Genomic DNA, 14,752 nt, shown 5'->3' with positions numbered 1-14,752 from the left:
CCGTGAATCACAGCGATTGCAACTGCGCACGCGCCTGCGCGGCGCCGCTGCCTTGCGGTTGCAATTCCAGGTAGGTGGAATAGGCCTTGCGCGCCTTGTCGCGATCACCGGCTTTTGCGTAGGCATCGCCGAGATTGAGATAGGCCACCGCACGCGATGGATCGATTTTCAAGGTATTTTCCAGCCAGCGCGCCGATTCGGCAAAGCGTTCCTGGCGGTAATACACAAAGCCCAGGTTGTTGGCGGCCAAGGCGAAGTCCGGGCGCAGCTTCAAGGCCTCGGCAAACTGCTCGGCCGCTTCGGCGTAGCGTTTTTCCTTGTACAACTGCAGGCCGCGTTCGTTGGCCAGCTGCGCGCGTTGGCGGTCGCTGCTCTTCACCGCCGTCGGCAAGACCAGCTTGGCTTCGCCACCTTGCAATGTCTTCACCGTCACCGGCGCCGCAGCTGTTGCAGCACCGCTGGCCGGAGCGACAGGACGCGCCGCATCCACGCGTCCGTTGAGTGCGATCGCATCGGCAGACAGCTGCGCGGTGCCGGCGGTCAGGAACTCCTCGCCGCTCGGTACCTGGAACACGAACTCGCCGCCCTGCGAGCCGGGCAGGCTGCCGAATGCCGGGGTCTGCGGCGACACTGCCGACACCGCCGGTGCGACATAGGCCGCCAGTTCGGTGCCGGTGATCAGGCCGTCGCCATTGAGGTCGCCCTTGCCCGCCAGCGCCTGCAGCAGCACCCAGGTAAACACCGAATGCCCGTTCGGGCCGCTGTCGGCCACTTGCTGATCGGCACCGCCGGCAGTGAGCATCTGGCGCGCGATGCGTCGTGCGTTCTCGCGCAGGTAGGCGCCGGACGTCGGCCCGCCGCGCGTCAGGCCCAGTCCGCTGTAGCAGGCATCCATCACGAACAATACATGCTTGGCCTGCAGGCTTTCGGCGATGTTCTGCAGGTCGCTCATTGCGATCGCATCGCTGGCCAGCTGTTGCGGATCCGAGTCGACCGGAATGATGTAGCCCAGGTCGCGCCCGGATGCCAGCCGGCGCGTGGCGCCATGCCCGGCGAAGAACACGAATACGCGATCGTTGGCCTGCGCGCGTCCCTCGCCGAGACGATCGTGAAACGCCGCAAGAATATTGTTGCGCGTGGCCTGCCCGTTCTTAAGCACCACCACCTGCGAGGACGGAAATCCCAACGGGCCGGTCAAGGTGCTGGCGATGGCCTGCGCGTCGTTGGCGGCATATTCGAGCTTGGGCCAGTGCGCGTAGTCGTCGATCCCGATCACGATCGCCCAGGAGTTGGCGTAGCCGGTGGTCACGGTCGCCTCGGCCGCCGCGCTGGGCGCGTGCGCCACCGAAAACTCGCGGCCGTTCCAGCCGGCGAACTGGTAGCCGTCGGCGATCAGGCGATCCAGGATCTGCGGCAGCGCCTTCACTGCACGGTCGTGGATGTCATGGAACAACACGATGCCGCGCTGCTCCTTGTTCACCTGGTCGAGCACGCGCTGCACGATCGACTCGGGCACCGGGTCGGCCCAGTCCATCGAATCGATGTTCCACATGATCGACTTCAGGCCCGCCTCGCCCAGCAGCTGCAAGCCTTCGGCATTGCGCGCCCCATACGGAAACCGGAACAATGGCGCACGTTTGTCGTCCACCGCACGCAACAACGTATCGGTATCCAGCACCTGGCTGCGCAATGCATCGCCGGTGGTTTTGGACAACTGCGCATGGGTGAGGCTGTGGTTGCCAACCGCATAGCCTTCTTCCATCAGCGTGTGGCTGATCTTGGATAACGCTGCCAGGTTCGGCTTGCCCTGCGCGTCCAGGCTGCCCAGATTGCGCCCCACTTCGAAGAACACGCCCGGCACGTCGTAGCGTTTGAGGATGGCCACGATCTCTTCGGTATAGGCCTTGTGCGGGCCATCGTCGAAAGTCAGCACCACGGTCTTGGGCGGCAGGTCGCGGCCGAAGATCTCGCTGTCGCTATCGCGCGCGGAAAACGGGTACGGCTCCACCACGCCATGATCGCGCAGGATCTTTTCGCGCGTGTACAGGCTGCGCAGATGCGCCACGTAGTCGTCCCACTTCTCGCGCTTGGGCACGATCGCGCGGCTGCGATCGAAGCGGCTGAAAATCTGCGTCAGTTCCTTGTTGTAGCTGCGCTCGATCTCGTCCAGCGCTTCCAGATCCTCGCCGATGCGCTGATGCAGCTTCACTGCCGGTAATGCCGAATCGCGGCCAATGCGTGCGTGCAGGTCGCGCAGCACTTCGGCGAACGCCAGGCGGTCGGCATCGTAGAGATCCGGTGCCGATTCGATCTCGTCCAGCACCGTGGCGATCGTCGCGAAGCGCCGCGCTGCATTCGACGTCAGCACCGTCTCGAATCGCGCAGCGATGCGTTCGCGCTGTTGAAGGTTTTCATGGAACAGCTGCTGCCCCACGCTGCTGGACGTGGCGCGATCGCGTGGCGTCTGAGCATCCGCATCGGCCAGCAACACGATGATGCGGCGATGCCGATCCAGTTGCTCACGCAGCTGCGCGATCAGTGCGCGTGCGTCGTCGTTGTCGGTTTCGGCTTGTGCGCCAGCAGCGGCCTGCGCGGGTGCCCTGGCCGCAGGCGCTGCATGTCCCGCGTTCTGCTTGCCGCAGCCGGCCATCGCCAGCACTCCGGCGCAACTGGCGCACAGCAACAGGCGATAAAGCGGCGATGACATCACGACGGCGTCCTTGGCGATGAAGACAACAGGGCAGACAGCATGTGCAGGTACATGCACAGAGCCCGCCTTGCGGCGGGCTCTGTGCAACTGCGCTTACTTGGCGTTGGCCTGGATGATCTTGCTCGGCTTCTCGCCGTGCTGGCGAATCATCCACCACTGGATCAGCAGGCCCAGCCCGCCGTTGACCACCCAGTACAGCACCAGGCCGGCCGGCATGAAGGCCATCATGACGCCGAACACCAGCGGCATGAATTGCATCATCTTGGCCTGCATCGGGTCCATGCCCGGAGTCGGGGTCAGCTTTTGCGTGGCCCACATGATGGCGATGTTGAGCACCGGCAGGATGAAATACGGATCGCGCGCGGTCAGGTCCTGGATCCAGCCCAGCCACGGCGCCTGACGCAGTTCCACCGATTCCACCAGCACCCAGTACAGTGCGAAGAAGATCGGCATCTGGATAAGCAGCGGCAGGCAGCCGCCCATCGGGTTGATCTTTTCCTTCTTGAACAGCTCCATCGTCGCCTGCTGGTACTTGACGCGATCGTCGCCGTAGCGCTCCTTTAGCTGCGCCAGGCGCGGCTGGAAGCGGCGCATCTTGGCACCGGACTTGTACTGCGCGGCCGACAACGGATACAGCGCCAGGCGCAGCAACACCACCAGGCCGATGATGGCCCAGCCCCAGTTGTGCAGGAAGCTGTGCAGATGGCTCAGCACCCAGAACAGGCCCTGGCCGATGATGGCCATGAGCGAGAAGCGGCTGTAATCGACCACACGGTCCAATCCCTTGACGTCTTCCTTGGCGATCAGGCTGACCAGCTTCGGGCCCACCCACAGACGTGCCTCGGTGGTCGCGGTCTGGCCCGGCGCCACGGTGAAGGCCGGGCCACGCAGCTCGGCCACGTCACGCGGGCCGTCCTGGTTCAGCACGTACAGCGAGGCCTGGTCCTTCTGCGGAATCCACGCGGTGAAGAAGTGGTGCTGCAGCAGCGCCACCCAGCCGCCGGTGATCTGGCGATTGAGGCCACCGTCGTCCATGTAGTCCTTGAACGCGCGACGCTCGTAACCTTCCTGCGGGCTGTACCAGGTCGCCCCGTTGAAGCTGAAGGAATCCGGGTTGGTCATGCCGCGACTGAGGATGGTCGGCACCCGGCTCAGCTTGCGGAACACGTAGCCGTTCCACGGCGCGCCACTCTTGTTGATCACCTCGTCCTTGATCGAGATCGCGTAGCGACCGCGCTCCAGGGTGAAGGTGCGGCGGATCGACACGCCATTGGGGCCATTCCATACGAACGGCACCGCCAGGGTGTTCTGGCCCTTGGCCAGTTCGAACGCGGTGCCCGGCTGTTCGGCGCGGAAGCCGCCCACGCCGGGTACCGGCGAATGCTCGCTGGCCCAGCCGCTGGTGGCGTTATAAGGATGCGCGGCATCTTCGGTCAGCAGGCTGACCGGCGCGGTGCCGTCCTTGGTCTGCGGAAACTGCAGCAGCTCGGCGTCGAGCACGCTGCGGCCGTCCAGCTTCAGGCGCAGCACGTCGGAGGTCAGGGTGATCACCGGCGCAGCACCGGCAGCGGCCGGCGTCGCGGCAGTCGTGCTGGTCGCCAGGACAGCGCCCGGCACGCCCGCCTGCGGGATGGCCTGGGCCGCTGGCACATTGGCCACCGGTGCCGCTGCGTCCAGATCGCGCGCAGCCGGCACCGACTGCGTTGCCGCAACCACCGGCGCATTGGCGGCCGCCTTGTCCTTGCCCCACTCCATCCACAGCAGCGCCGCGACCATCAGCCAGGCAAAAATCAGGAAAACACGGGTCTGGTTCATCGGGCAGCAACTCGCTCAGTCGGAACTGGGTTCCGGCTCTGTCGGGGGAAGGGAGGATGGGTGCATCGTCCTGGCGGGCGGCATTGTGCCGGGCGCAGGAGGCAGGGGCAATGCGCCGGCACGGCGCAGCACGCGCAGGAAGGCGTCGCGAATCTGTGGATTGGTCGCTTTTGCGGCTGCGGAGCGCGCCACAATCACGTAATCGCCGCCGGCAAGCTCGGGCAGCAGATGCCGCATGGCATCGCGTAGTACGCGTTTGATCCGGTTACGTCCCACCGCACGGGTATCAACCTTGCGCGACACCGCCATGCCCAGGCGCGGCGGCGTATCGCCGGTCCGCCAGTGCAGGCTGAGCAACGGGTCCGAGGTACGACGTGCAGTATCGAAAACGACCGTATATTGCGCACGCGTACGAACCCGCGCAGAGCGAGGAAATCGCCTGCACGGGTTCGATGCGTTCACGTTAGGGACTGCCTCGGCCGCAGGGAGCGGCGCGGCAATCAAGCGCTCAGGCGCTTGCGGCCCTTGGCGCGGCGGCGAGCCAGGATCTTGCGGCCGTCGGCGGTTGCCATACGTGCGCGGAAGCCATGGTCGCGTGCTCGCTTGAGGTTGCTGGGTTGGAAAGTACGCTTGGTGGCCATGGGGCCCTCTGCATGAATGGAGACGAATAGAACCGGCAATTCTATAGGGCCTGCAGCGGCCGGGTCAACTCCCCGGACACGTTAGCGGAGGTGATGGCGGTCAAGCCCTGTGGATGGACCTGTGAATAAGTCTGGGAAAACCCTGCCCTGGGTGCTAGTCTGGCGCATCCTCTTTTCACTACCGGGCTGCGAGCACGGCGCTTTTCTGCGCGCCGCAGCCAGCAACAGATGATCATACTTTGATGGATGCTTGGCCCCGCTGTCTGGAACGTCTCGAAGCCGAATTCCCGCCCGAAGACGTCCACACCTGGTTGAAACCCCTGCAAGCCGAAGACCGCGGCGACAGCATCGTGCTGTATGCGCCGAACGCCTTCATCGTCGACCAGGTCCGCGAGCGTTATCTGCCGCGCATCCGCGAACTGGTGGCGTATTTCGTCGGCAACGGCGAAGTGGCGCTGGCGGTCGGCTCGCGCCCGCGTGCGCCGGAGCCGCAACCGGCACCGATGGCCGCGCCCAGCGCACCGGTCGCCGCGCCGATCGTGCCGTTCGCCGGCAATCTGGATTCGCATTACACCTTCGCCAACTTCGTCGAGGGCCGCAGCAACCAGCTCGGTCTGGCCGCCGCGATCCAGGCCGCGCAGAAGCCCGGCGACCGCGCACACAACCCGCTGCTGCTGTACGGCAGCACCGGCCTGGGCAAGACCCACCTGATGTTCGCCGCCGGCAACGCGCTGCGCCAGGCCAATCCGGCCGCCAAGGTGATGTACCTGCGCTCGGAACAGTTCTTCAGCGCAATGATCCGGGCGCTGCAGGACAAGGCGATGGACCAGTTCAAGCGCCAGTTCCAGCAGATCGATGCGTTGCTGATCGACGACATCCAGTTCTTCGCCGGCAAGGACCGCACGCAGGAGGAGTTCTTCCACACCTTCAACGCGCTGTTCGATGGCCGCCAGCAGATCATCCTGACCTGCGACCGCTACCCGCGCGAGGTCGAAGGCCTGGAGCCGCGGCTGAAGTCGCGCCTGGCCTGGGGCCTGTCGGTGGCGATCGATCCGCCCGATTTCGAGACCCGCGCGGCGATCGTGCTGGCCAAGGCGCGCGAGCGCGGCGCGGAAATTCCGGACGACGTGGCGTTTTTGATCGCCAAGAAGATGCGCTCCAACGTGCGCGACCTGGAAGGCGCGCTCAACACGCTGGTGGCACGTGCCAACTTCACCGGCCGCGCGATCACGGTGGAATTTGCCCAGGAGACGCTGCGCGACCTGTTGCGCGCCCAGCAGCAGGCGATCGGCATCCCCAACATCCAGAAGACCGTGGCGGACTATTACGGCCTCCAGATGAAGGACCTGCTCTCCAAGCGGCGCACCCGCTCGCTGGCGCGTCCGCGCCAGGTGGCGATGGCGCTTGCCAAGGAGCTGACCGAACACAGCCTGCCGGAGATCGGCGACGCCTTCGCCGGCCGCGACCACACCACCGTGCTGCATGCCTGCCGGCAGATCCGCACGCTGATGGAGGCCGACGGCAAGCTGCGCGAGGACTGGGAAAAGCTGATTCGCAAGCTCAGTGAGTGAGGCGGCAACCGCCTGGACGGCCCGCTTGGAGAAAAGCGTGGAAACGTTGGGGTCAAATGCGGGAGAATCTGTGGATAACGTTGCCTCGCAGGGCGGGCGGAAAACTATCCACAGGTTTTACCGCCAGCCCAGGGGCACTAGTCCAACGACTTTCAGGCGCTAATTTGTCTTTGGAAACAAACAGTTATGGTGGTTATCCGCTGAGAACGGCCCTACCATCACCACCAAGCTTTTGATTTATTCCATTATCTTTTAAAGCATAGGGGCACGGAACCACATGCGTTTTACACTGCAGCGCGAAGCCTTCCTCAAACCATTGGCCCAGGTGGTCAATGTGGTCGAACGCCGTCAAACCCTGCCGGTTCTGGCCAATCTGCTGGTGCAGGTCAAGGACGGACAGGTCTCCTTGACCGGTACCGACCTGGAAGTGGAAATGATCTCGCGCACGATGGTGGAAGACGCGCAGGACGGCGAAACCACGATTCCGGCGCGCAAGTTGTTCGACATCCTGCGTGCCCTGCCCGACGGCAGCCGCGTCACCATCTCGCAGACCGGCGACAAGGTCACGGTACAGGCCGGGCGTAGCCGCTTCACCCTGGCCACGCTGCCTGCCAACGATTTCCCGTCGGTGGACGAAGTCGAAGCCACCGAGCGCGTTGCAGTACCAGAGGCGGCGTTGAAGGAGCTGATCGAGCGCACTGCGTTCGCCATGGCCCAGCAGGACGTGCGCTATTACCTCAACGGCTTGCTGTTCGACCTGCGCGAGGGTCTTTTGCGTTGCGTGGCCACCGACGGCCACCGTCTGGCGCTGTGCGAGACCGAGCTGGAGAAATGCGGCGGTGCCAAGCGCCAGATCATCGTGCCGCGCAAGGGCGTAACCGAGTTGCTGCGCTTGCTGGAAGCGGCAGACCGCGAAGTGGAGCTGGAAGTCGGTCGTAGCCACATCCGCGTCAAGCGTGGCGATGTGACCTTCACCTCCAAGCTGATCGACGGCCGCTTCCCGGATTACGAGGCGGTGATTCCGATCGGCGCCGACCGCGAGGTCAAGGTGGACCGTGAGGCACTGCGCGCATCTCTGCAACGTGCGGCGATCCTGTCGAACGAGAAGTACCGCGGCGTGCGGGTGGAAGTGTCACCAGGTCAGCTGAAGATCAGCGCGCACAATCCTGAGCAGGAAGAAGCGCAGGAAGAAATCGAGGCCGACACCAAGGTCGACGATCTGGCGATCGGCTTCAATGTGAACTACCTGCTGGACGCGCTGTCTGCACTGCGCGACGAGCACGTGGTCATTCAGCTGCGCGATGCGAACTCGTCGGCGCTCGTGCGCGAGGCTAGTAGCGAGAAGTCGCGCCATGTGGTGATGCCGCTGCGCCTCTGACGCCCAGTTCCACGTGGAACACGAATAGCCCGGCGACAGCCGGGCTTTTTCGTTTTGGAGATCGAGAGCGTTGGGTTCGTTGCGGTGTAAGGCTTTGGGAGGCTTAGGCTGTTTTGGGAGATCGGCTTGGCGCTTGGATGCTTCGGTGTCTTAGCTGAAGCGGCTGTGCCTTCGGGCAGGATCCTCGGAGTAGCAGTGCCGCACGATCACCGAGCCAAGGACGGTTCGATAGACGCCACTCCCGGGTAGTCAGACTTCAACGATCGCACAAGCGCATTAGTTCATTTGCTTGGATTGACGGGCGCAAGTTCGTAGGCGAGCGATATCAAAAAAAGAGGGGCAAAAGCCTGGTGCGCGGCTGTCGCCGGCACGGATGCTTTGCCAATCTGTGATTTCAGGCATCCCAAAGGATCAGTGAGCTGTCTTGCCTAAAGACAGTGCCACGTGAGGTCGGTGTGCTCCGCGCAAGTAGGCTACCCACCCGGGACCTATCGAGTCACGAAGACCCTGTTGGCAGGTCAACGGCGTGCACGTGGAACAACGTGGTTCTCCTCGTGTCACCAACCAACATTGAAAAAGTTGGCTTTGTCGCAGCCTTAGTGAGATTCGGCAGTCATGAGCGCTGCGGTTTTGTCGTCCAGCGAAGTCACCCGCATGGGTATTAGCCTGAACCAGTTCATCAAAAGCGAAGTGGTTCGATCCGAGCCAGGACGTATAGCTGCGTCTGACTTGAGCGTCCTCAAGCCGTTTTTTTGAGTTATGCACATTGAGCTTTGCTTTTAAATCTATAAAGAATTTAAGAGCTTGGTGGTGATGGTAGGGCCAGATTTCGCCGGAAACCACCCTATGTGCTTGTTTTTAAATCTGTTTTGTACTTCGAAACCCTGTGGTTAGACCCCTGTGGAGGGGTCAATAACCTGTGGGTAAGCGGCAGAGGTTGCTCAGGTCTGCTTTTTATCCACAGGTTGTCCCCTGCCTGTCCCTCGGGTCGCTTCACGCCTGCATGGGCAGGACCCGCATCGATCACGTATCCTCCGCTCCGACCGGGATGCCGGATCACAGCGCAGAGCAGACCGATCGATGCACGTAGTGCGGTTGTCCATCCATCGACTTCGTCGTTTCGAGACCGTCGACCTCCACCCCGCCAGTTCCTTGAACCTGCTGACCGGCGATAACGGCGCGGGCAAGACCAGCGTGCTGGAAGCGTTGCATCTGATGGCCTATGGCCGCAGCTTTCGTGGCCGTGTACGTGACGGGCTGATCCAGCAAGGTGCCAGCGATCTGGAAGTCTTCGTGGAGTGGCGCGAGGGAACCGCCGCGATTGGGGAACGCACGCGGCGGGCGGGACTGCGCCACAGCGGCCAGGAATGGACCGGCCGGCTGGACGGCGAAGCTGTCGCCCAGCTGGGCGCTTTGTGTGCCGCGCTGGCTGTCGTGACCTTCGAACCTGGCAGCCATGTGTTGATCAGCGGTGGTGGTGAGCCGCGCCGGCGCTTCTTGGACTGGGGGCTGTTCCACGTGGAACCTGACTTCCTGGCGCTGTGGCGGCGATACGCGCGGGCGCTCAAACAGCGCAATGCCCTGCTCAAGCAGGGCGCACAGCCACGCATGCTGGATGCCTGGGATCATGAACTCGCCGAATCTGGCGAAACGCTGACATCGCGTCGTCTTCGCTATCTGGAGCGCCTGCAGGAGCGACTGGTTCCGGTCGCAACCGCGATCGCCCCGTCGCTCGGGCTATCCGCGCTGACGTTCGCACCGGGCTGGAAGCGCCATGAAGTGTCACTTGCCGACGCGCTGCTATTGGCACGCGAGCGTGATCGTCAGAACGGCTACACCTCGCAAGGGCCGCACCGTGCCGATTGGGCGCCTGCCTTCGATGCACTGCCGGGCAAGGATGCGCTCTCCCGGGGCCAGGCAAAGCTCACCGCCCTCGCCTGCCTGCTGGCGCAGGCGGAAGACTTCGCCCATGAGCGTGGCGAGTGGCCAGTGATCGCCCTGGACGACCTTGGCTCGGAGCTGGACCGCCACCACCAGGCACGCGTGCTGCAGCGCCTGGCGTCCGCGCCGGCGCAGGTGCTGATCACCGCAACCGAAATTCCGCCCGGCTTGGCCGAATCCGGCAAGCTGCTGCATCGGTTCCACGTGGAACACGGCACTGTGGCCGTGCTGACGCACTCCGCGTAACCGTCGGCGGCGCAGGTGGGCCGACTGGTATAATTTCCGGGCTATCCCCCTTTTCCCACGGTGCGATGCGGCTCCTGCCGCCTACGCCCGTGTTGTGGAGCTAACGGCACACGCATGACCGACGAACAGAACACCTCGCCCACCCCCAACGGCACCTACGACTCCAGCAAGATCACCGTGCTGCGTGGCCTGGAAGCCGTCCGCAAGCGCCCCGGCATGTACATCGGCGACGTCCATGACGGCACCGGCCTGCATCACATGGTGTTCGAGGTGGTCGACAACTCGGTCGACGAAGCCCTGGCCGGCCATGCCGACGACATCCTGGTCAAGATTCTGGTCGATGGCTCGGTTGCGGTCTCCGACAACGGCCGCGGCGTGCCGGTCGACATCCACAAGGAAGAAGGCGTCTCCGCAGCCGAGGTGATCCTCACCGTACTGCACGCCGGCGGCAAGTTCGACGACAACAGTTACAAGGTGTCCGGCGGCCTGCATGGTGTGGGCGTGTCGGTGGTCAATGCGCTGTCCGAACACCTGTGGCTGGACATCTGGCGCGACGGCTTCCACTACCAGCAGGAATACGCGCTGGGCGAGCCGCAGTACCCGCTCAAGCAGCTGGAAGCCTCGACCAAGCGTGGTACCACGCTGCGCTTCAAACCGGCCGTGGCGATCTTCAGTGACGTCGAGTTCCATTACGACATCCTGGCGCGCCGCCTGCGCGAGCTGTCGTTCCTCAATTCGGGCGTCAAGATCACCCTGATCGACGAGCGCGGCGACGGCCGCCGCGACGATTTCCACTACGAGGGCGGCATCCGCAGCTTCGTCGAGCATCTGGCGCAGCTCAAGTCGCCGCTGCACCCGAACGTGATCTCGGTGACCGGCGAGCACAATGGCATCGTGGTGGACGTGGCCCTGCAATGGACCGACGCCTACCAGGAAACCATGTACTGCTTCACCAACAACATCCCGCAGAAGGATGGCGGCACCCACTTGGCCGGTTTCCGCGCCGCGCTGACGCGGGTGCTCAGCAACTACATCGAGCAGAACGGCATCGCCAAGCAGGCCAAGGTCGCACTGACCGGCGACGACATGCGCGAAGGCATGATCGCGGTGCTTTCCGTGAAGGTGCCCGACCCCAGCTTCTCCTCGCAGACCAAGGAAAAGCTGGTCAGCTCGGATGTGCGTCCGGCGGTGGAAAACGCCTTCGGTGCGCGCCTGCAGGAGTTTCTGCAGGAGAATCCGAACGAAGCCAAGGCCATCACCGGCAAGATCGTCGACGCCGCCCGCGCGCGTGAAGCCGCCCGCAAGGCGCGCGACCTGACCCGCCGCAAGGGTGCGCTGGACATCGCCGGCCTGCCCGGCAAGCTGGCCGACTGCCAGGAAAAAGACCCGGCGCTGTCCGAGCTGTTCATCGTCGAGGGTGACTCGGCAGGTGGCTCGGCCAAGCAGGGCCGCAACCGCAAGAATCAGGCGGTGCTGCCGCTGCGCGGCAAGATCCTCAACGTCGAACGCGCGCGTTTTGACCGCATGCTGGCCTCCGACCAGGTCGGCACCCTGATCACCGCGCTGGGTACCGGCATCGGCCGCGACGAGTACAACCCGGACAAGCTGCGTTATCACCGTATCATCCTGATGACCGACGCCGACGTCGATGGCTCGCACATCCGGACCCTGCTGCTGACCTTCTTCTACCGGCAGATGCCGGAGCTGATCGAACGCGGCTACATCTACATCGGTCTGCCACCGCTGTACAAGCTCAAACAGGGCAAGAGCGAGCTGTATCTCAAGGACGACGCGGCGCTCAACTCTTACCTGGCCAGCAACGCGGTCGAAGGCGCGGCGTTGATCCCCGCCACTGACGAGCCGCCGATCACCGGCGAGGCGCTGGAGAAGCTGTTGATGCTGTTCACCAGCGCCAACGAGGCGATCGCGCGCAACGCACACCGCTACGACCCGGCGCTGCTCACCGCGTTGATCGACCTGCCGCCGCTGGATGTGGATAAGCTGCAGGCCGAAGGCGAGGTGCATCCCACCCTGGATGCGCTGCAGGCAGTGCTCAACCGCGGCACCCTGGGTACGGCGCGCTACCAGCTGCGTTTCGACCCGGCTACCGACAGCGCCTCGGCATCGCTGGTGGCGGTGCGCAGGCACATGGGTGAGGAATTCACCCAGGTGCTGCCGATGGGTGCGTTCGAAAGCGGCGAGCTGCGTCCGCTGCGCGACGTCTCGCTGGCTCTGCACGACCTGGTCCGTGAAGGCGCGCAGATCGTGCGTGGCAACAAGACCCATCCGATCACCAGCTTCGCCCAGGCGCATGCCTGGCTGCTGGAAGAGGCCAAGCGGGGCCGCCAGGTACAGCGCTTCAAGGGCCTGGGCGAAATGAATGCCGAACAGCTGTGGGAAACCACGGTCAATCCGGACACGCGCCGCCTGTTGCAGGTGCGTATCGAAGATGCCGTGGCCGCCGATCAGATCTTCAGCACCTTGATGGGCGATGTGGTCGAGCCACGCCGCGACTTCATCGAGGACAACGCGCTAAAGGTGTCCAACCTGGACATCTGAGCCACCGTCGCCCGTCGGCGCATCGCTTTGGCGCTGCGCCGACGCCTGCGGTTTTTTTCAGGACGACGATGAGCGCAGATCCTTCCCCGAGGCCGGCACCGACGCCGGCTGCCGGCACCGCCCCGCTGCTGCCGCCATTGCTGGGCTTCGGCATCGATGTGCTGATCGCCACTGGCATGCTGCTGACGCTGAGCGTGGCCGGATTTGCGCTCTGGGGCATGTTCCGCGGCGTCGGTGCCGCGCAGGCCGCCAAAGCGCAGGGCCTGACGCTGTCCTCGAGCGAGATCATGGCCGCGATCGGCCAGCCCGGCGTGCTGGTGCAACTGCTTACCGCACTGGTCAGTACAGCATCACCGGCGCTGCTGCTGTACTACTGGCGCCGCCGAGCCAGCGCAGACGAACACCGGGCCTCGCGCGCCGCTGCAAGGCGTGCCTCCACCTGGGGCTGGACCGCGCTGATCGCGGTTGGCGTGTTCCTGCTCAGCAATCTGGTCAGCGTCGCGGCGTCCGCGCTGGGCATCAAACCGGTGCCGACCAACCTGCCGCTGATGGAAGAAGCCATCAAGCAATGGCCGCTGGCGCTGGTGGTGTTTGCCGTGGCGATCGCCCCGGCGTACGAAGAGTTGCTGTTCCGACGCGTCTTGTTCGGCCGCCTGCTCGCCGCCGGCCGGCCCTGGCTGGGCATTGCGCTGAGCAGTGCGATCTTTGCGCTGGTGCACGAAGTGCCCGGCGTCAGTGGCAACGGCCCGGCTGCCATCGCGCAACTGTGGCTGGTCTACGGCAGCATGGGTGCGGCGTTCGCATGGCTGTACTGGCGCACCGGCACGCTGTGGGCACCGATCGTGGCGCATGGCGTCAACAATGCCACCGCCCTGGCGGCGCTGTACTTTTTTGGCGTCGGCTGAGCGGATTGACGAAAAGTTAAGACGAGCCTGCCAAAATGTCCCCAGGGTTCAAGGGGGATTGGATGAAAGCCAAGCTGTTGATCGTTGTTGCCGTCTTTGCACTGGCGGCATGTGCCACCACAACTTCGCCGACCGGCCGCCGACAGGTGGTGGGAGGCGTCACGCAGGACCAGCTCGACAAACTCGGCGCCGAGTCGTTCGCGCAGACCAAGGCCAAGGAAAAAGTCAGCACCGATGGCAAGCAGAGCGCCTACGTGCAGTGCGTGGTCAACGCCTTGGTGGCGCAGCTGCCGCCGCAGTGGCGAGAAACCCGTTGGGAAACTGCGCTGTTTGTCGATGACGAAGCCAACGCCTTTGCCTTGCCCGGTGGCAAGGTCGGCGTGAACACCGGCATCTTCACCGTCGCCAAGACGCAGGATCAGCTGGCCGCCGTGCTCGGGCACGAAATCGGCCATGTGATCTCCCGCCATCACGAAGAGCGCATCACCCGCCAGCTCGGCGCGCAGACCGGCCTGGGCATCATCGGCGCGCTTGCCGGGGCGGCCTATGGCGACGGCGCGGCCAGTGCCATCAACCAGGTCGGCGGGATGACCGCCCAGACCGTGTTCCTGCTGCCGGGCTCACGCACGCAGGAGAGCGAGGCAGATGTGGTCGGCCAGCGCCTGATGGCCCAGGCCGGTTTCGACCCTGCCCAGGCGGTCACGTTATGGCAGAACATGATGGCGGCCAGCGGCAACCGCCAGCCGCAGTGGCTGTCCACTCACCCCGACCCCGCCAATCGCATCCGCGAACTCCAGGCAGACGTCGATCAACTCCAACCGGTTTACCGGCAGGCGCGACAGGACGGGCGTGTACCGCGTTGCGGCTGATATCCCAGCGCGCACGTACCGAATGTCGCAACACAGCATGGAAACCGTTTTCGGGAACTGAGACTTTCTGCTAAGTTTGCCGGCTCAGATTTTTCGTACAGCGTCTATTCCGCTTTC

The 14,752-nt window shown here is 64.2% G+C and carries 10 protein-coding genes; 6 read left to right on the top strand and 4 right to left on the bottom strand.

What is annotated here, in order from left to right; all coding sequences use genetic code 11:
• Positions 1-7 precede the first annotated feature (7 nt).
• From FHT09_RS16710 to rpmH, 4 genes are all read right to left on the bottom strand, one after another.
• Positions 8-2,710: a polysaccharide deacetylase family protein gene (locus FHT09_RS16710; protein ID WP_104606854.1), complete on the bottom strand. Its 2,703-nt coding sequence runs from the start codon at positions 2,708-2,710 to the stop codon at positions 8-10.
• Positions 2,711-2,803: 93 nt separating this feature from the next.
• Complete coding sequence (yidC, locus tag FHT09_RS16705) at positions 2,804-4,525, bottom strand: membrane protein insertase YidC (protein ID WP_104536595.1); 1,722 nt, start codon at positions 4,523-4,525, stop codon at positions 2,804-2,806.
• 15 nt (positions 4,526-4,540) lie between these two features.
• Positions 4,541-4,987: a ribonuclease P protein component gene (gene rnpA, locus FHT09_RS16700; RefSeq protein ID WP_104606853.1), complete on the bottom strand. Its 447-nt coding sequence runs from the start codon at positions 4,985-4,987 to the stop codon at positions 4,541-4,543.
• Between the two features lie 38 nt (positions 4,988-5,025).
• Positions 5,026-5,166 carry a 50S ribosomal protein L34 gene (rpmH, locus tag FHT09_RS16695; RefSeq protein WP_002805908.1) on the bottom strand — a complete coding sequence of 47 codons (141 nt, stop codon included), beginning with the start codon at positions 5,164-5,166 and terminating at the stop codon, positions 5,026-5,028.
• Between the two features lie 242 nt (positions 5,167-5,408).
• Between rpmH and dnaA the strand changes: the two genes are divergently transcribed.
• From dnaA to FHT09_RS16665, 6 genes are all read left to right on the top strand, one after another.
• Complete coding sequence (gene dnaA, locus FHT09_RS16690; RefSeq protein WP_104536597.1) at positions 5,409-6,737, top strand: chromosomal replication initiator protein DnaA; 1,329 nt, start codon at positions 5,409-5,411, stop codon at positions 6,735-6,737.
• Positions 6,738-7,014: 277 nt separating this feature from the next.
• Entirely contained in the window at positions 7,015-8,115 is a 1,101-nt protein-coding gene (dnaN, locus tag FHT09_RS16685; protein WP_104606852.1) for a DNA polymerase III subunit beta, read from the top strand.
• Positions 8,116-9,195: 1,080 nt separating this feature from the next.
• A complete protein-coding gene (gene recF, locus FHT09_RS16680; RefSeq protein ID WP_104536599.1) occupies positions 9,196-10,302 on the top strand; it encodes a DNA replication/repair protein RecF in 1,107 nt (368 codons plus the stop codon).
• 114 nt (positions 10,303-10,416) lie between these two features.
• Entirely contained in the window at positions 10,417-12,861 is a 2,445-nt protein-coding gene (gene gyrB, locus FHT09_RS16675; RefSeq protein ID WP_104606851.1) for a DNA topoisomerase (ATP-hydrolyzing) subunit B, read from the top strand.
• A 68-nt stretch (positions 12,862-12,929) separates the two neighbouring features.
• A complete protein-coding gene (locus tag FHT09_RS16670; RefSeq protein ID WP_104536601.1) occupies positions 12,930-13,766 on the top strand; it encodes a CPBP family intramembrane glutamic endopeptidase in 837 nt (278 codons plus the stop codon).
• 62 nt (positions 13,767-13,828) lie between these two features.
• Entirely contained in the window at positions 13,829-14,635 is an 807-nt protein-coding gene (locus FHT09_RS16665; protein WP_104536602.1) for a M48 family metallopeptidase, read from the top strand.
• The last annotated feature ends 117 nt before the right edge of the window (positions 14,636-14,752 follow it).

The sequence above is a fragment of the Xanthomonas sp. CFBP 8152 genome, from assembly GCF_014199025.1.
GTDB classification, from domain to species: Bacteria; Pseudomonadota; Gammaproteobacteria; order Xanthomonadales; family Xanthomonadaceae; genus Xanthomonas; species Xanthomonas arboricola_B.
This window is presented reverse-complemented; position numbering and strand designations above follow the sequence as displayed.